Raw genomic sequence first — 17,988 nt, 5'->3', positions numbered from 1 at the left:
TCCCTTAGCCGGGTCGCTGTCATGTCGGTCGAAACACGCCGGAACTTTGGAACGGTGCGGGTGCCGGCAGGTCTCAATGGCCTGCTGCCGGCCCTGATTCTGATTATGCTGTTCTTCATCGTCCCCGTGCTGGCGCTGCTTTTGCGCAGTGTCACGGAGCCCGAGCCAGGCTTGCAGAACTATGCTGCCCTGCTTGGTGACGGCACCTATGCGCGGGTGTTCTTCAACACATTCCTGGTCGCGGCGTTGGTCACCATCGTCACGGTCCTTGTCGCCTTTCCGGTCGCCTGGATGCTGGCGATCATGCCTTCGGGACTGGCCTCGATCATCTTCGGCATCATCATTCTGTCGATGTGGACGAACCTGCTCACCCGCACCTATGCCTGGATGGTGCTCCTGCAGCGTACCGGCGTGATCAACCGGACGCTGATGATCATCGGCGTCATCGACCACCCGCTGCCGCTCATCAACAATCTCACCGGCGTCACTATCGGCATGGTCTATATCATGCTGCCCTTCATGATCCTGCCGCTGGTCGGCACGTTACGGGCGATCGATCCGATGACGCTGCGTGCGGCGTCGCTGTGCGGCGCAAGCCCTTTCCAGGCGTTCCGCCGCATCCTCGTGCCGCTGTCGCTGCCCGGTGTCGCCGCCGGCGGCCTGATGGTCTTCGTCATGTCGCTCGGCTACTTCGTAACGCCGGCACTGCTCGGCGGCACGTCGAACATGATGCTTGCCGAAATGATCGCGCAGATGGTCCAGTCGCTGCTCAACTGGGGGCTCGGCAGCGCCGCTGCCTTCATCCTGCTTGTCGTCACCATGGTTCTCTACGCACTGCAGCTGCGCCTTGTCGGTGCCAGGCGCACGAGCGGAGGCATCTGAGATGCTGCTCGACTATGACCGCATGGGTTGGCTACGGGTTGCCCTGCTCGGCTTCACCGCGCTGGTCGCTGGCTTTCTTCTGTTGCCGGTGGTCTTCATTGTCCTGCTCTCCTTCGGCTCGTCGCGCTGGCTGGCTTTTCCGCCGCCGGGCTGGACGCTCAAATGGTACCAGGAGCTTTTTGCCGATCCGGCCTGGCTCAACGCCGCGCTGACCAGCGCCCGAATCGCCACCATAACGGCGATCCTGGCAGTAGCGATCGGCCTGCTCGCCTCCTTTGCCCTGGTTCGCGGAAGGTTTGCCGGACGTGAGATCCTGCGCGGCCTGCTGCTGACGCCGATGGTGCTGCCCGTCGTTGTCTTCGCCATCGCCATCTACGCCTTCTTCCTTCGCCTTGGCCTCGGCGGCACCACCATCGGCTTCGTCATCGCCCACACCGTGCTGGCGCTGCCCTTCGCCATCATTCCGATCGCCACCGCGCTCGAAGGGTTCGACAAGTCGATCGAGGACGCGGCAATCGTCTGCGGGGCAAGCCCGCTCGAGGCCAGGCTCAGGATCACCTTGCCGTCGATCCGGATCGGCATCTTCTCCGCCGCGATCTTTTCCTTCCTCGCCTCGTGGGACGAAGTCGTGGTGGCGATCTTCATGGCCAGCCCCAGCTTGCAAACCTTGCCCGTCAAGATCTGGGGCAGTCTGCGGTCGGACCTCAGTCCGGTGATCGCCGCTGCCTCCAGCCTGCTGGTCGGGCTGACGCTTGCCCTGATGGTGATGACGGCGCTCCTGCAGCGAAAGTTCCGGACATGACCCACCCTTTCCTCTCCATCCGCAATCTGCGCAAGGCGTTCGGGGTGATCGTCGCCGTGCACGACGTCACGCTGGACATTCCCAGGGGCGAGTTCCTGACCTTCCTCGGGCCCTCCGGATCGGGAAAATCGACGACGCTCTACGCGATCGCCGGCTTTCAGGACCCGACTTCCGGCGATGTCTTGCTGGAAGGAAAATCACTGCTTGCAGTGCCTTCGCACAAGCGCAACATCGGCATGGTCTTCCAGCGCTACACGCTGTTTCCGCATCTGACGGTGGCCGAAAACGTCGCTTTTCCGCTGCGGGTTCGCCGCCGGCCGGACGCCGAGGTGAAGAAAAAGGTCGCCGACATGCTGGCCCTGGTGCGGCTCGAAAGCTTTGCCGGACGCTTACCCGGTGCGCTGTCGGGCGGCCAGCAGCAGCGCGTCGCGCTGGCCCGGGCGCTGGCCTACGATCCTCCGATCCTTTTGATGGACGAGCCATTGTCGGCGCTCGACAAGAAGCTGCGCGAGGAAATCCAGGGCGAAATCCGCCGCATCCATCGCCAGACCGGCGTCACCATTCTCTACGTCACCCACGATCAGGAAGAGGCGCTGCATCTGTCGGACCGAATCGCCTTGTTCAAGGATGGCCGCATCGAGCAGACCGGCACCGGCGAGGATCTCTATCTCAGGCCGGCGACCGATTTCGTCGCCGGCTTCATCGGCAATTCGAATTTCCTCGCCGCCGAACATCTCGGCACCACCAACGGCACGACAACGATCCGCATGACAGACGGTTCGGTCATATCCGGAGTCAGGGCCAACGGCACGTTCGGCAAAGGCCAGAAGACCAGGCTGATGATCCGGCCCGAAGCCTTTAGCATGGAGCGGAGCCCGGCGAGCGCGGAACTGAATGTCGAGATCGTCGACATCGCATTTTACGGCGAGCGCCGGCGGATCGTCGCGCGCATCGCCGCTGGACAGGAGGTTGACATCAGGCCGACCTCCGCCGCCATGCAATCGCAGGATGTGTGGCCCTGCAGCCGGCAGGTCTTTTTCGATCCCGCTGCTGCATTCCTGTTTCCGGCCTGACTAAGCCGCGGTGGATCGCCGCCCTTCAACGCTTCGCAGCTGATTGGATGGCGGGCGCAACTCCTGTACCCATTGACAGTCGTCATGCTCGGTTGGAAGATGAAGAAGGTCCGCGGCGATAGCCATACGGGAAGGCAATGGTCCAACCGCCAGATACCGGACACCATCCTGGCAGCGTCGTCGCGGTCATCGTCATTTGTTTGATCATCGTTGCTTTGTTCTTCATAGGCTTCAGATACTCAAGGCCAGGCCAGGGTACCCTCGTTATTCCTGGCGGTACGCTGCAGCAACCGTGAATCCGACCCCTTGGCGCTGACGCGGAGCCGTTCTCAGGCCAAAGTGCCCCGGCGGGACTGGTGGACGCCGCAGAATGGGCCGGCGGTTCGCAGCCGGTCTTTTGCTTCCCGCCGCGGCATTCCTTTCCCACCTAAACAACCAAGCCTGACCGGTGTGAGGTCGACCATACTAGGAGACCACGAGCGCCCAGCCACTAGGCACTAGACGGCCCTGATCAGCCGGAGCAGAGAAAGCGCTTCGAAAAAGGTCCCCTTGCGAAAGGCAAGATAGGTCGGCTCTTCGACACCATGGAACCGGCGCTTGAAGGCCGCCTGCCCCTGCAGATTGAAGCGGGTGCGATTGACCCAGGGGGAGTCATAGGCACGCTGGAAGGCGTGCCGCCAGAAATCGCTTTCGGCAAACCCGCTAGGTCCGATTTCGACAAGCGGCGACAGGCCTAGGGTGACGACGGAAACACCTTCATCGCGAAAGCGGTCGACCGCGAATTTGGTCAGGCCGATCTCGGCATGCGCCGAGGCATCGATGTGCTTGCGCTTGAACGAGGTGGTGTAGCCGATGACCTTGCCGTCGCTGAACAGCGGATCGAAATCCAGCAAGGCCACGAGCTCCCCATCCGGACCGTGCAGGACGAAACGGCGCATATCGACGCCAAGGTGATCGGCAAAGGGCCTGTTGAGAAATCTCATCTCCCAGCGCTTGACGATGCGGTCGGCCCGCCAATTCTGGGAGAGCCTGGCAATCTCGTCGAGGAAGACAGCCCCGTTGTCCTCTGCGAAGGAAAAACCCTTCTTCAAGAGCCAGCGTTCGGAATAGCGCACTGTCTCATTGCGCTTTCCGGAAAAGTCGTGTCTGGGCAGGACAAGCCTGGTGTCGACGCCGAGGCGGTTGACCTGATAGCCAAGCCCGGCAAGCACGCGCGCCGTCTGGTCGCCGATCTGCACGAACCACGGGCTGCCGGCAACCTCGATGAAACGTCTGATATAGTCGCGCCAATCGGCCGGGGCAGCCACTGGATCACCGAGCGCGAAATGATGTCGCGTTTTGCTGCCGTAAGCGATGTAGCCCTGGGCATCGCCGAAGTAGTGAAGCCCCTTCTGCACGGCGGTCGAATAGGCAAGGGAAAAATCACCATGGCGACGGACCAGCGCCAGGCGCTCGACATGGTTCAGCTGCAGCCGCGGTATTTTAGGCCCGCGGTTCTCCAGGAAACGATCGAGGCGTCTTCGCAGTGACGGCATGGTCGACTTTCGCGTGCCGGCTAGGCCGATGAAAGAGCTGACGGACCCCAAACCGATCATATTGCCGCGAGCTGATCCTTATCTCAGCGCGGCATGTTTACCCGGCCGGAGCCGCCAGATTCGTAGGCGCAATCTGCCCCGGTCCCGCCCCCAGGCGGCAACACGCATTGTTGTCGACGCCCCGCGCCTGACGGCTGGTTGCTGCGCCCTTGGCGACACGAAAATCAATGCCACTTTCGGAAGCGCCCAGGTCACCTGCCAAACACGATGTTCTTATCGAACGGCGCTCTGAGAAGATTCCGCTTGATCGGAAGCCAGGAACTCGTCGCGTTCTGCTATCCACAAATCGGCGTAGTCGACATTCTGCCATTCGGCAAACCACGGGCCGCCGCTGGTATAGTGGACCGCCTTAGGTGTGCCGACCGCAGGCTTTTCATTCCAACCTTCGAGCCAATTCCACTCTACCGGCAATGAGCCCAAATCTTTGTCGGCAACCCACTGCATTCGGTGAAGATAGGCGCCACTTTCATGATTCACGACCTCTGGCGTGAGCGATCTGACCGAAGGATGCGCGCAATTGAACAGCATCAGCGACGACCAGTTTTTCCGAGGATAGGACGTCTGGACCACACCATCCATCTTGGTTGTGGCCTTCGGCGTATAGTCATGCTGGACGCAATAGACCGCCTTGTCCGAGTCCGTATATTTCAGCAGGCCTGCGACGTCACCAAGCCACAGGAAATCGCAATCGCAAAACAGGGCCCAACCCGTGTAGTCGGCGAGAAAGGGCGTGAGGAAGCGCGTGTAGGTGAACTCCGTTGAGGCGAGCGGATCTTTTTCCCGCCAATATAGCCCGCGGGCGCGCATCTCGTCCTGTTTGATCGGAATGACGGAGACAGGCGCCGACGCATGTTTGAGCAGCGAGTGTCGCGCGACGTCGTACGCGATCGGCTCACGGCTGTCCCATCCGATAAATACCCTAAACGCATCAGTCATATTCACTACCCTAGCTTTCGATTTTTACGGTCGTACACTAACTAGTTGGCGATGGCTCGGCAACAATTGCGGTCAACCAAGCCGGTTTCTCACAGATTTGTCCTGGCCTCAGCGTTGCTTTTTTGGGTGGACCGGGCCTCGCATTCCCAATGCGACACGGGCCCATTTCTGATAGGTGTAGCTGGCCGAATACGCGGCGACCATCGCACCAATGGAACCGTCCAGAAATCCCAGCCGGAAAATATAGCTGCGCACATAGGCCCAGACCGAGCGCAAAACCGCCTTGCCTATCGAGCTTTTTTTGCCCTCGGCAAGCAGTTGCGCGGCGGACGCTTCTGCGTACCGGCCGATCTTGTCGTGGGCATCTGCCAAGTCGGTAATGGAATCGTGGTCGATCGGCTGGGACAATCGGCTGACCTTCCCGTTCACCAATACCTTCTCGTGCACGGTGTCGTCGCTGAACCGCCCGGAGCGGCGACGGAAGAGCCTGAGCACCAGATCGGGCGACCAGCCGCTATGGCGGACAATGTGCCCGCAAAAGCGCGATCTTCTCGGTATTTCGAAGCCGTCATTGGCTTTTGGGTCGGCGATTGCGGCCCTTATTTCCGCGCCGAGCGGCGCCTCCACCCACTCATCGGCATCAAGCGAGAGGATCCAATCCCCCGTTGCCGCGGCCAGCGCACGGTTTTTTTGCGCGCCGAAACCGGGCCAATCAACGGTCATCAGAACCTTTGCCCCCAGAGCACCGGCAATCTCCCTGGTTCTGTCGCTGCTGTTGTTGTCGAGAACGACGATCTCATCGGCAAAATGGACCGACCGAAGGCATTGCGCGATGGATGCCTCCTCGTTGCGGGTGATGATAATGACCGAGAGCGCCGGCACGGTCAGAATGCTCCGGCATCAAAGCTGCCACTGTCATTCGAATGCATCTGCAGCATCGGCTCCCGGCCCGTTAGCACAATGAGGGTGCTAACCTAATTCAATAAAGTCGAAAATCATTTCAGATCAAGGCTTTCATACAGCGCCATCATTCGCTTGATCATGACATTGAAATCATAGTGTTCGGCCGCCGCTCTCACCCGGGCCGCGGTGTCAGGTCGTGACGACAACCGCAGCGCGTGCGCGAGCGCTGCAGCGAGGTCGCTTTCGCTGGCCGCATCGCAAACGAGCGTCGGCTCGAACCGCTCGACAAGCTCGCGCGCTCCACAGCCGGTGCTTACCACGGCGGGCAAGCCGCTGGCCATCGCTTCGATGACCACTGTGCCGAAAGGATCATAGATGGAAGGCAGCACGGCAATATCGGCCGCGCCGTACCACGGCAGCATGTCTTTCTGCGGCCCCAGCATCTTGAGCCGTGCGCCGAGACCGAGCCTGTCACCGGCCTGCCTGAAGGCGTTGGCGCGCGAATCATGGCCGATGACCCACAATTCAGGCTCGCCATCGAGCGTGGCGACCGCCTTCATCAGTGCAAGAAGTCCTTTTCGCGCAAAGCCCGAGCCGACAAACAGGACGACCGGCCTGTTTTCGTCGACGTCGAGCCGCGCGCGGATTGTCGCCCGATGCTGCTGGCGAAGCTGCGGGTTGAAGCGGTCGAGATCCACCCCGTTGGGAATATGGTGCACATTTTCCGCCGGATAATCGTAGTGACGGACAATGTCCCCTGCCACCATCTTCGAAATGGCAATGACAGCTTTGAGCCGTGGGCTGGCATAGGTTGCGCGCTCGAGGCGCAGCGTCTGGCGGTGAAAGGGGCTCAGCGCCATTGCCGCCCTGCCAAGCCGCGTCTCGAAACGCCGCCGCTCGGCAAGATAGGCGGCATGAACGCCCTCCCCGGCCCGGAAGACATCGCAGCACGGGAGGCGATCGTTGCTCTGCACCAGCGCCGGCGGCATCTCGGCGATCTTGCGGCAGGCAGCTTGAGCAAAGGACGTCGCCCGCAGCGAACGCGGAAACCGGCGGCCGGCACAATGGATGAACTCGATGCCTTCATAACGCGGCCAGTCGCCGGACAGCACGGCCACCCGCCGCTGACGCGCGGCGAATGCGGCCATGATGTTTTCCAACATGATCTCGCCTCCACCGAAAGGCGCATAACGCTGGCGCACGAACAGGATGGGCCTGTCGAATTGAATTTCGGTGCCACGAATGCCGGCGTACATGGGGTCTGGGCTCCGGCCTTGTTGCCATCTGACGATGTCTATAGAGGCCAGCTCGCATCGGCAACACTTGGAAAGCTCACCCGCCGGAACTCAGAACAGGCCTGTGTCCATTGTCCGCAACTGCTTGCGATTTGCCTAACGGTGCTGCATGTAGAAATTAACTGCAAACAGCGGATCAGCGCCAGCTCCAGCCGGGCGGTGACCGCCATGAGGGGAATCGATGGCTTGAGCAAAGCAACCTGGCCCGCCATTGTCCGCCGGACGATTACCGACACCGCCATATATCGGCTGAGACACACCTTCGGAAGACGGGCAGAAGTGTCATCGCTGCGGCCGATAACGCCCCTTAAAGCGAATGACCTGCCTTTGATCCTCGTCATCCGCAACGAGGCGGACAGGCTACGCCCGTTCCTGAAGCACTATCGCGAACTCGGCGTCACCAGATTCGCCGTCCTTGATGATCGCTCGACAGACGGAACAGCTGAGCTTCTCGCCGAGCAGCCAGATGTCGATCTATTCAGCTCGCCGATCACCTATTCGCAGTCGGACTTGGGAAACCTTTGGCGTCAGCGGATTGTGCAGATCTATGGTCAGCCTCGCTGGTATCTGACCGTGGATGCCGACGAATATCTTGTCTATGACGGTATGGATCAGCATCCGCTCGGTGCGATGGCCGACTGGCTCAAGCGGCGCGGAATGACACGCCTGCTGGCGCCGATGATCGACATGTATCCGAGCGGAAACATCTGGGACGTACCCTTCGATCCCATCGTGCCGCCATGGCAAGTTGCGGACCATTTCGACGGCAGCGGCTATGAGGTGACGAGGAGCCCCCGGCATCTCAAGATCACAGGCGGCCCGAGAACCCGGCTTTTCGCCAGGCAGCACAAGTTGACCAAGTTTCCTCTGATATATGTTGATCGCCAGACGATTTTTACGTCGATTCACTCACCGCTGCCCTACTGGCGAAACTATATAAAGGGATTGGCTGGCCTGCTTCATTTCAAGTTCTTCGCCGATTTCAACGACAAGGCGCAGGTCGCGGTGGCGGAAGGTCAGTATTGGAACGGCGCTTCCAAATATCGCCAGTATCATGAGGTATCGAGCGGTAAAGCCGCTCTCAGCGCGATGAGCGAACAGTCAATGCTGTACGAAGGAGCTCACAGCCTGTTCAAAACGGGTTTGATCGACAAAATTGATTGGTAGACGGCATTTCAAGGAGATGCCGATCATGCATAACCGAATGCTTTCATAAGCTGGGCACCTCGTCCTTGTACCAGGTCCTGTAGCTCGGCGTTTCCAAGTTCGGAGCGCCATCTTCCGCTCCCGTCATAGATCGGCTGATTGACCTGTTGGTTCCGGAGCACCGCATGTGGCGTCTCGCCGCTGGCGTCGGTCGGCTTGAACCACTGCTGCGGGTTCTTGTGATAGTCGAGGAGATCCGGGCTGAAGGTTACATCGAGAAAGCCGCATATCTGCTCGACGACTTTGGCCGGATTCTCGACCAGGTCCTCATAGCGATAGATCAGCACATCCGGCTTTCCCCGTTCCGCAAGAACCAGCGCATTGTCGTTGATCCAGCGGTCGAGAGCCTCCGCTGGGTCGCCAAGTCGTTTGATCAGGGACGCTACGACGTCGCGCCCATCTCGCACCGGCATGACGAAACGCGCGCCGGGCACGAGCCGGCGAATGCGGGCGACACGGCGGATATGCCGCGGTGTTTTTTCAAGCAGCACGTTCTTTCCAGCATCGAGCGCCGCCCGCTTCAGTTTCCAGAAGCGGAACATGGCCAGTGGCGTCCACTTGAAGAAAATGTTGGTTTCCTGGAGCGGCAGGTAGACGTCGGGATGCGACGCAAGGATCGTCGCAATCAACGTCGTCCCGCTATGGCCGCAGCCGCAAATGAATCCGGTCCGCATCACCATGTCGGCAATGCTCCCTAACCCAAGGCGACCCGGGCGCGGTTATCGACGCGAGCGTAGCACAAGCCGTTCGTGCTAAAAACCTTGTCCAGCTTCTCCCAATATTCGAACTTAGCCAACTGCTCGTCACAAAAGGCCACGTCGTCCTCGGAAAGATATTCGCCGTAACCGCCTATCTTGCCCTTGCGCACCTTGAAGCTTTCGGGATCATTCGCATCGCGCGGCTGTAGTATCTTGCCGTATCGATCGGACAGATCACCGGTCGATTCACTCACTTTCATCTTGTCGAACGTTCGGTTGTTCGCCACCTCGACAAGCGTCCGATCGTCAGCCTGCTGGTTCAGGAATCCAAGGATCGCGCGAAGGACACCAGCCGTATCCCGATGCATATCTTCATATTGAAGATACCGGATTTCGCGCATCCGGGGCATGGCCGCGAACCAATGCAGATTAAATCTGATGATCTTTTCAATCCCATGATTGTCGCTTCTGATAAAATCGCTGAACGATCCCGCTGGAAGCATGTGGCGCTTCTGAACCTGAAAGTACCCTGAGACCACCGTATCTCTTGGATCGCGAACAAGCATTATTGTTCTTCTCTTCTTGTATCGAGATTTATTCTCCTTTAGGCCCGATATCGGTCGAAGTAACTTGTGGTCGGTTCCGTCGTGAATGTATTGAACTTCAACTCCGAGATCGTCCAGCATGACACGTAGCCACGTGCGCCCCGATTTTGGAAAGGATACGATAAGAGGAAGAGGCGGCGCTTTGGCCTGGAAAAATTTTAGAAAGGACATGTTTAGAAAGGACATGGAGAGACCTCCTTTAGATTATCAGAGCTGGCGCCCGAACCGCTGCCGGCCAGACCAACCCCATTACTGGGCGCCTAAGCCTACGGCTGATTCGAACACAAGGCAGAAATGCCGGCAAGAATTGCGATCCTCTGCGGGGCGAATTGGCCTTTACTATATCCCGGTTCGGAATGCCTTATGTTTTTTGGCCTGTTGCGACGACTGTTCGACGCGGGCGCTCCGTTCCGCGATCCGGCGGCCGAATCCTTAATGCGCATCGCGTCGAAGCGTATTCAGTGACGCGCTTTCGGACGACATGCATTAGCCACTTACTTTTGTGATCCATGGCGCCAGGATGGCCTCGGCCTCGCCCATCACCACGGACCAGGGGCGTTCCCGTTTCGAGACCAGCACGGCCGATGGATAGTAGGGCGTGCGGTCGCCCTCGACCGGCCAGGAGCGTTTGAAGCCGTCGCCCAGAATGAAAACCGAGGGGATGCCGAGCGCGCCGGCCAGATGCGCTCCGGTATTGCTGATGGTCACCACGGCGTCCATCGCGGCAACCTGCGCGGCGAAAAGATCCATGTCGACGAGCTGATCGACCGATCTGTCATGAAGAATGCGCTCCGGCTCACCGTCGGTCAGGATCTTCAGATCGGTCTCGATCTGGCCGTACTGCAGCGAGACGAACCGGAGGTCCGGTCGGCCGATCAGGTTTCGCCAGGCGGCAAGCGGCGGCAGGTCTTTGCCGGGATTGGAGCTGCCCCATGCGATACCGACCAACGGCCGTCCTTCCTTCCGGTAGCGGGCGCGAAGTTCAGCGACCCGGGCCGGATCCGGCTTAAGGGGCACGAAATGCTCGCGGATCGTCGCCTCGTCGGTTTCGAAAACGGCAGTCAGATGCTGGACGCCGGCGAAGGCCTGCGCCTCGGCATAGGCGGCCTTGCCGCCAGCGCCGACCGGCCGCACGTCGGCGGTCGGAAAAGTGCGCTGAAAGAGCGGTACCAGGCGGCGCTCGACCAGCACGATGGAGCGGGCGGCGCGCGCCAGGGCACAGCCGACGGAACTCGCATGATGGATCGCGGTGGCCAGACCCTGCTTTTCGGTTTCCATCAGATCGATCAGCAGTGTCTGGCCAGAAATATCCTGGCCCAGCCACTCGCCATCGACGCGGCCGTTGACGATGTGGCGTCGGGCGATCCTGAGTTCGGCGGCTGCGCCATAAGCGCCCATCCGCATCAGCGCCTTGCTGAGCTCGTCGATCAGGTGGACCTCGCCCTTCGACTTCGCAATGGATCCAAGAGCCAGGGCTTTCGGCAGTGCCGCCGGCCAATCGCGGGACTCGACGCTTCGCCGATAATCCGCCATCTGATCGGCAATGTCGCCGTCGCGCCAGCGAAGGAAGAGCTGCCGGCGGTGACGTCGGAACCAGACCTTGTATTTGTAGCCTGCAAGCGCGACAGCGCGGCGCAACCGGCCGAGAAGTAGGCTACCTTCCATCGCCAACTCCGCTGATGATTTGCATGACCCGTCCGCCTGCTTCCTGCACTGCCGACGCCCAGGCTCGGCCGCCTTTTCGGACCAGTCGAACGCTCGGATATACGGCGACGGTCTCACCGAAGGCAGGCCAGGACAGTCGAAACCCGTCGTCGAGCATGACAATCGTCGGCACGCCGAGCGCTCCGGCCAGGTTGGCGCCGGTATTGCTGATCGTCACCACCGCGTCGAGCGCCGCAATTTGGGCGGCAAAGCGGTCCATGTCCGTCAACTGGTCGACGGTAGCGTCATGGATGATGCGCCCCGGCGCGTGGCGCTCGAACTCGGAGAGGGCCGGCCCGACATCGCCATATTGCAAGCTGACGAGGCGCCCCGGCAGGCTGCTGAACAGCGTCCGCCAATCGTCCAGGGCCGGCAGATCCTTGCTCTTGTTGAGGCTTCCCCAGGCAAATCCGATCAGGGGACCTGGGCCGCCATCGAGATAGGTACCGCGCAGCTCGGCAACCAGTCGGCGGTCCGGCTCCAGCGGAACGAAGGGCGCGCGTGCCGCCGGGTCGTCCGGCCAGAAATGCTTTGCGAGTGTCTCGAAACCGGCAACGACATCGGCGTCCACCGCCGCCATGTCCTCTTCCCCTTCAATCCTGACATCGAGCGCAGGATATGTTCTGCGATAAAGCGGTGCCAGTCGCGGCTCGACGAAGACGATGCATCGACCGGCAGCCGCAGCTGCTGGACCAAGCAAAGACGCGAACTGGAAAAAGATCGCCAGGTCGCCTTCGCGACGATCGACGAGAAGCGTGCGACCCGCAAGATCACTGCCATCCCAATCGGGTCTGCCGCGCTGCTTGCTCGCCGCCATCAACTGCCAGATGCGATTTCCTCCGTCGAGACGCCTCAGTCCGCGCCCCGCTTTCTTGATCAGGCCGAGATCGCCAAGCTGCTCACCAAGCGCGCCAAGCGCCAGTGCATGGTCGCGAGCAGTTTGCCAGTCACCACGCTGCACGCTTTCCTCCATCAGCCTCATATGCCTTTCGGCACTTTCGTCGGTGTGGCGCGAAGGACGTCTAAGAAGTTCCTTTGCCCGCTCGAGAACCTTCTGCAGCCGCTTGCCGACGGCGCCTTGCGGGCGCAGGTCGGCGGTTTTTGCCTTCTGAAGGATGGTTCGTCTGTTCTGCACGGCGATGTTCTATCGTCCCCGGGGAGCGTCGGAAAGCGTCGTCAGGATCGACGAGAGCCGCCGGCCGGCCTCGTCGAGCACCAGCGACCAAGGGCGCCCCTCCTTGCGAATGACAATGCCCTTCGGATACCAAGGTGTCCGGTCGCCGGTCACTGGCCATGCCGTCTGAAAATTATCGTCGATGAGGAAAACAGTCGGCACGCCAAGGGCTCCGGCAAGATGGGCCGCCGTATTGCTGATCGTCACGACAGCATCGAGTGCGGCGAGCTGTGCGGCAAAACGGTCCATGTCGACCATCTGGTCGACGCTGTCGTCAAAGATCAGACGCGCGTCGTTGCCGTTGCGAAGGCGCCGCAACGCCGGCTTGATCTGTCCGTACTGGAGCGAAACGAATGTCGCTTGTGTCTGGGCGATGAACCGTGCCCATTCAGAAAAATCAGGCACGTCCTTGGTGTGGGATTTGCTGCCCCAGGAGAGACCTGCCAGCGGCAGATCCGTCATCGAGCGATAGCGCTTGCGGAATGTCTCGACGAGTTCAGGATCTGCCCGCAGCGGCACGAAGTCGGCAGCAAGTTTTTCGGCATCGCGTCCGAACACCCAGGCGAGATCTTCGAACGTCGCACGTTTGTTGCCGACCACATCCTGCTGCGCCGGGACCACGGTCGCCTTCGGGAACGTTCGCTGCAGAATTGATACCAGGCGCGGCTCGACCCGAATTGTTGCGCTTTGCGCATAGGCAGCGGCAGCGCCGGCCAGTCGCGCGTGGCGGATAACCCGGCCAAGGCTGCGCGGGTCATCCTCCACAAGATCGATCAGCAGTGTATCCGATCCGAGATTCTCGCCGGTCCACTCGTTGGCGCTTTTCCCTTTCCGCAGCCGGCGAGCGGAAAGCCGAAGCTCAGCTGCCCGCGCAAAGTTGCCAAGGCGTTCGAAGGCCTGGCCCGCCTTCTGCATCAGCTCCGGGTCGCGATTATGATCGGCCGTGACAGCCATCTCGTTGGTACCGGCTTCAAGGCCTTTCCAGTCCCTGCGCACGATCAGGGCCTCAACCTTGGCCTGCAGCTCAAGAATGGAACGAGGCTGCTTGGGACTGAAAAACAACCTGCGCACCGCCTTTTTGTACCGGCGCACCTGAAGGCCCAGTCCACCAATCACATACCGGACATAGGAACCGTGATAAAAGCTGGTCATCGGCCTTCAGCGCAATACGCTCTGCCGCAGCTTTTTGCCGCTTTCGACCATCGGATCGGGCGTCTCCAGGTGGAATATCGAACGATATATCTCGCTGTGCTTGGCAAGCTGGTCATGCGTTCCAGCATCGACAAGCTGTCCGGCGTCAAACACGAGAATACGATCGGCCGCCTTGATTGTAGACAGCCTGTGCGCAATGCAGATCACCGTGCGCTGAAATGTGTTGTCGAAGGCTGCCTCCATAACCGCCCGTTCGTTTTCACCGTCAAGCGCGGATGTCGCTTCGTCATAGACGATTACCGCAGCATTCTTGAGCAGGGCGCGCGCGATGGCAACGCGTTGTTTCTGGCCGCCGGACAGGTTGGTGCCGCTTGGCCCGACAAGCGTGTCGAGCCCGTTTTCGAGCGCCGAAGCAAAGCTGGTGACCCGGGCGAGGTTCGCAGCGGACTCGATTTCCTGATCCGTGGCATTCGGGCGGCCGTCGCGAATGTTGTCGCGGATCGAGCCTTCGAACAGGAAGACGTCCTGGGATACCAGTGCGATGTTATCGCGAACGTCGGCCAGGCTGATCTTCGAAATGTCCTTTCCGTCGATCAGGATCCTGCCCTTGTCCGGCTCCATCAGGCGCAGGATCAGATTGACGATGGTGGTCTTGCCGGCGCCGGAGCGGCCGACGATCGCCAGCTTCTCACGAGGTCGCACGTCGAAGGAAACACCCTCGAGCGCGGGGCTGTTGCCGTCATAGGAAAAGGCCACATCTTCAAAGCGGATACCACCATCGACGTCGGTCAGACGCTCGCCCGCGATCGCGAGTCGCCGCTGCTCGGGCGTGTCGATCAAATCATACATCTGCTCGACGGCGACCATTTGCTTCTGGATGTCGACATTGACCCGGGCCAACCGCTTGGCAGGCTCATAGGCAAGCAGGAACGCGGTAATGAAGGCCATGAATTCGCCGGGCGTCTTGCCGTTGCCGAGGGTCTGCCAGCTGGCGTACATAACGAAAAGCCCGATGATCACGCCGCCGCCGGTCTCCATCAATGGGCTCATCAATGCTGACGTCCGATTGATCTGGATGCCACGTCTTTCCATCTTGCGGACGGCCTTTGCAAAGCTGGCGACGGCCTTGTCCTCGAGCTGGAAGGACTTGATGGTGCGGATGCCTTCGACGGCTTCCGTGCCGATCGACTGGACTTGTGCGGCCAATTCCGTCTCGCCCCTCGCCAGCGCCTTGAGCTTCCTGGTTATCGCGCCGACTGACAGGAACAGCATCGGCAGAACCGCCACGGATATCAGCGACATCACCGGGTCCTGCTTGACCATGACGCTGGCCAAGGCAATCAGGGTCAGCAGATCAGAGACGGCGCTGCTCGTGAGGGTGAGAATAACGGTCGCCCCGGCGCGCGCGTTGAACATGATTTTGGAGATGAATTTTGCCGGATGCTGGTTCGCGAAACGGCTGATGTCGAAATACACCATTCGGGAAAATTGCCGGTTTTGCAGGTCCGAAACGATAGCCCGGCGAATCTTTCCCGTGGTGATGGTCTGGCAGTAGGCAGCTATGCCCTTGACCAGGAAAATGCCGATGATGACGGCACTGATACCCGATACAGCGGCAGCGTCTCGCTCGACATAGATGGTGTTGATCATGACTTTCATGATCCAGGCCGCCGCGCCGGTCGCCGCAGCAGCGGCGATCGAGCACAGCAAACCTGTCACATACAGCATCTTGTGCGGCGGCAGATTTTCGCCAATCAGACGCTTGATCAGCGGATATGCTGGGGCCGTTGACACTCGTTTCTTTGTAATCATCTCGTCGCCGCCCGTTGCGATCCCGTCCGGTCTTCGCGTTATCTTGAAGCGCGAGACGGTTTCGATCACCTGTCTGTGGCTTCGTTCCCGACCGCAGTCAATGCCGAACCGGATCCTTGCACGTCATCGGCTTATGACCGTCGGTTCCTCGCATGCGAGCATAGCGGACCCCAGCCACGCGGCTCTTGCGCCATTCGTCGTCGGCCGCGCTATGCCTGGTCAGTGTTTCGCGAGGACCATGAGATGGCTTCCAAGAGGCGATGTGTGATTGCTTTTGATTGAAAAGCCCACATCCGAAAGCACCGCGATCATCTCCTTATCCTTGCCAGGAGGGACGCGGGCAACGATCGTTTGAGCACGCCCGGCGATGTCGCACAGCACGCGTCGCGCCTTGTCCGCGCCGAGGCTCCACTGCATGTGATGGTAGACCGCCAGCAGCATGACGATGTCGTACTGCGGTTGGAGAACATTTTGCAGCTTCCGGCTGCCAAGATCGAGACAATCGAACCGGCTTTGGACCGGACAACCCAGGAAGATCATCCTGGCCGTCTCGATATGCGGCTTGAGAATGTCGATCCCATGGATCGCACTCGGTCCTAGCTTGGATATCTCATAGGCGACAACACCCATGTTGCAGCCAACATCGAGAATGGATTTCCCGGCGTAGTCGACCTCTGCTGAGAATAGGCCGTCCAGTCTGTCGTCCCACGTTCCCTTGAATCTCTTTTGCTTATTTGACCACCACAAATCATTGTTCTCCAAAAACGGCGCCGAACTGGTTTCCTTGACGGAGGGGGACCGTGCGCCCGGCCTAACTCGGTCCAGTTTCTGGCGCGCAAACGACACTGTCGTGAGCGTCCTGTAAACGCAACCGCGGGAGAAAGGAACTCCTGATCACAGCATCCTGCGAAGACGTTTCGGTAAGTTGACGAACACCCGGCCCGACAAATCGACATACTGGTTGGAAATGGCAACGTCGCTTGGCGCCCCCTACCCGTGCCTGCCCTCGAGTTCCTGAAACGCACGATAGCCCGGGCCGGCACACGCAGGGACATAAGTAATGGCCCGTCGGCAAGGCAAGCCATATTTGTTCTTGCTTTGTGCCGGCAGCTATGCTACTAATTCCTCATGGTGCTGATTTGCACCAACGACCGTCTTGCCACGACATGCGGTTTTTCAGCCAGGCTCGATCAAAGCCCGCATCGCCGGGCTTTTTGGCCAATCAAGGTCGAGCGCCGGCCTTTTCGGCAGCTTCCGAGAATGGAAATCGGAAAAGCAGCTTCCGGTTCTCGTCGCAGATTTCGAAGGAAAGGCCTGTCAGGACTGGGCCGCCGCTGAGCAGACCCTCGGCCAGGATTTCCTTGGCCGAAGCCATTGCGTTATCCTGAGCCGCGGACAAACCGTCCAACTCCTGACCTTCGAAATCTTCCGTCAGGCGGCCCTCATTGTTTCGGAAATGGAAAAAATATCTCGGCATGGCTGCTCCGGTCGGTCGGTTTCTCTAATGCATGTCGCGCAAAACTGTGCAGCGGTTTAGCGGCAACGACATGCACAAAAACAAGCACTTAAAGCGCGTCGCATGAGGCCGATCGACGCGATGCGCATTAGTGGCGAGCGCCTCAGGAACAGCGTCGGATTTGTGCACGACAGCACCGTGCGATTTTGGCGTTCGGATTCATGGCGTTTAGGCCTTCATGCGTCAGGTTGATCGAACAGCACCCCCAGCCCGTGTTCGAACGCACATGCCGCAATCATGTCGTCCAGGGCTTTTCCGGAGACCGGGCAATTCGGCATGACAGCCCTGATCGCGATCTCAGCCGCAGCGGTGGAAACCGCATCGTGGCGCCTCTTCCTGGTCTCCATGTATTGCTCGAGCAGAATATTCAGGCGCCGCGCGGCAATCTCGTCAACGACCATCGTTCTCCCTCGATTCGGCACAATGTTCGTCTTCCGGGTCTGTCCTCCGGATGAAGGTCCGCTGCCATTGGGTAGCAGCGGACCACTCGGCTGGGTGAGCCAATAACCCGAGGCGGGGTGTCTCGGACCGCCACCACAATAGCTTCGGCAGGCCACTCGTTCCACAGAACGCTGTCGTTGGTAATTTTCGTACACTGAGCATTGGCACAGACAGTCTGCGACCGTGGGATTTTT

17 protein-coding genes are annotated in these 17,988 nt (G+C 60.0%); 4 read left to right on the top strand and 13 right to left on the bottom strand.

The annotated features are described in order from the left end of the window. Window positions 1–21 precede the first annotated feature (21 nt). The 3 genes from NKI97_RS06040 to NKI97_RS06030 are packed head-to-tail and all read left to right on the top strand — an operon-like array spanning window position 22 to window position 2,757. Window positions 22–882, top strand: coding sequence for an ABC transporter permease (locus tag NKI97_RS06040; protein ID WP_352744259.1), 861 nt, complete (start codon window positions 22–24; stop codon window positions 880–882). A 1-nt stretch (window position 883) separates the two neighbouring features. Further along, the gene (locus NKI97_RS06035; RefSeq protein ID WP_352833083.1) at window positions 884–1,684 is read left to right on the top strand and encodes an ABC transporter permease; all 801 of its coding nucleotides are present in this window, start codon (window positions 884–886) and stop codon (window positions 1,682–1,684) included. Continuing rightward, the gene (locus tag NKI97_RS06030; RefSeq protein WP_352833080.1) at window positions 1,681–2,757 is read left to right on the top strand and encodes an ABC transporter ATP-binding protein; all 1,077 of its coding nucleotides are present in this window, start codon (window positions 1,681–1,683) and stop codon (window positions 2,755–2,757) included. Before NKI97_RS06035 ends, NKI97_RS06030 begins: the two co-directional genes overlap by 4 nt. A 497-nt stretch (window positions 2,758–3,254) precedes the next feature. On the opposite strand, the gene NKI97_RS06025 is transcribed toward NKI97_RS06030, so the two are convergent. The 4 genes from NKI97_RS06025 to NKI97_RS06010 all read right to left on the bottom strand — a co-directional run bounded on the left by NKI97_RS06025 (window position 3,255) and on the right by NKI97_RS06010 (window position 7,339). Continuing rightward, window positions 3,255–4,292: a phosphatidylglycerol lysyltransferase domain-containing protein gene (locus tag NKI97_RS06025; RefSeq protein WP_352616081.1), complete on the bottom strand. Its 1,038-nt coding sequence runs from the start codon at window positions 4,290–4,292 to the stop codon at window positions 3,255–3,257. Window positions 4,293–4,565: 273 nt separating this feature from the next. Then, a complete protein-coding gene (locus tag NKI97_RS06020) occupies window positions 4,566–5,288 on the bottom strand; it encodes a glycosyltransferase (protein ID WP_352833077.1) in 723 nt (240 codons plus the stop codon). 108 nt (window positions 5,289–5,396) lie between these two features. Further along, complete coding sequence (locus NKI97_RS06015) at window positions 5,397–6,170, bottom strand: glycosyltransferase family 2 protein (RefSeq protein WP_352833074.1); 774 nt, start codon at window positions 6,168–6,170, stop codon at window positions 5,397–5,399. 113 nt (window positions 6,171–6,283) lie between these two features. Then, on the bottom strand, window positions 6,284–7,339 hold the full coding sequence (locus NKI97_RS06010) for a glycosyltransferase family 4 protein (protein WP_352833071.1): 1,056 nt from the start codon (window positions 7,337–7,339) through the stop codon (window positions 6,284–6,286). On the opposite strand from NKI97_RS06010, the gene NKI97_RS06005 reads away from it, so the two are divergent. After that, window positions 7,256–8,653 (top strand): glycosyltransferase family 2 protein, encoded by a 1,398-nt coding sequence (locus NKI97_RS06005; RefSeq protein ID WP_352833068.1) that lies wholly within the window; start codon window positions 7,256–7,258, stop codon window positions 8,651–8,653. The genes NKI97_RS06010 and NKI97_RS06005 overlap by 84 nt on opposite strands. Window positions 8,654–8,676: 23 nt before the next feature. Here NKI97_RS06005 and NKI97_RS06000 read toward each other — a convergent pair whose 3' ends face one another. The 9 genes from NKI97_RS06000 to NKI97_RS05960 all read right to left on the bottom strand — a co-directional run bounded on the left by NKI97_RS06000 (window position 8,677) and on the right by NKI97_RS05960 (window position 17,754). Next, the gene (locus NKI97_RS06000) at window positions 8,677–9,372 is read right to left on the bottom strand and encodes a sulfotransferase family protein (RefSeq protein ID WP_352448858.1); all 696 of its coding nucleotides are present in this window, start codon (window positions 9,370–9,372) and stop codon (window positions 8,677–8,679) included. A 14-nt stretch (window positions 9,373–9,386) separates the two neighbouring features. Next, on the bottom strand, window positions 9,387–10,181 hold the full coding sequence (locus NKI97_RS05995) for a sulfotransferase domain-containing protein (protein ID WP_352742744.1): 795 nt from the start codon (window positions 10,179–10,181) through the stop codon (window positions 9,387–9,389). A gap of 300 nt (window positions 10,182–10,481) precedes the next feature. Continuing rightward, window positions 10,482–11,660 carry a glycosyltransferase family 9 protein gene (locus tag NKI97_RS05990; protein ID WP_352742743.1) on the bottom strand — a complete coding sequence of 393 codons (1,179 nt, stop codon included), beginning with the start codon at window positions 11,658–11,660 and terminating at the stop codon, window positions 10,482–10,484. After that, complete coding sequence (locus tag NKI97_RS05985) at window positions 11,650–12,834, bottom strand: glycosyltransferase family 9 protein (protein WP_352833066.1); 1,185 nt, start codon at window positions 12,832–12,834, stop codon at window positions 11,650–11,652. Before NKI97_RS05985 ends, NKI97_RS05990 begins: the two co-directional genes overlap by 11 nt. Before the next feature lie 9 nt (window positions 12,835–12,843). Further along, window positions 12,844–14,025 (bottom strand): glycosyltransferase family 9 protein, encoded by a 1,182-nt coding sequence (locus tag NKI97_RS05980; RefSeq protein WP_352833063.1) that lies wholly within the window; start codon window positions 14,023–14,025, stop codon window positions 12,844–12,846. 6 nt (window positions 14,026–14,031) lie between these two features. Beyond that, entirely contained in the window at window positions 14,032–15,819 is a 1,788-nt protein-coding gene (locus tag NKI97_RS05975) for an ABC transporter ATP-binding protein (protein WP_198023529.1), read from the bottom strand. A 237-nt stretch (window positions 15,820–16,056) separates the two neighbouring features. Next, the gene (locus NKI97_RS05970; protein WP_352448853.1) at window positions 16,057–16,599 is read right to left on the bottom strand and encodes a class I SAM-dependent methyltransferase; all 543 of its coding nucleotides are present in this window, start codon (window positions 16,597–16,599) and stop codon (window positions 16,057–16,059) included. Window positions 16,600–17,059: 460 nt separating this feature from the next. After that, the gene (locus NKI97_RS35450; protein WP_502893791.1) at window positions 17,060–17,314 is read right to left on the bottom strand and encodes a DUF6894 family protein; all 255 of its coding nucleotides are present in this window, start codon (window positions 17,312–17,314) and stop codon (window positions 17,060–17,062) included. Between the two features lie 215 nt (window positions 17,315–17,529). Beyond that, a complete protein-coding gene (locus tag NKI97_RS05960; protein WP_352448852.1) occupies window positions 17,530–17,754 on the bottom strand; it encodes a hypothetical protein in 225 nt (74 codons plus the stop codon). Window positions 17,755–17,988: the final 234 nt, after the last annotated feature.

This window comes from Mesorhizobium sp. M0296, from assembly GCF_040321675.1.
Lineage (GTDB): Bacteria > Pseudomonadota > Alphaproteobacteria > Rhizobiales > Rhizobiaceae > Mesorhizobium.
The sequence above is the reverse complement of the archived record's forward strand: the minus strand, read 5'-3'. Positions and strand labels throughout refer to the sequence as shown.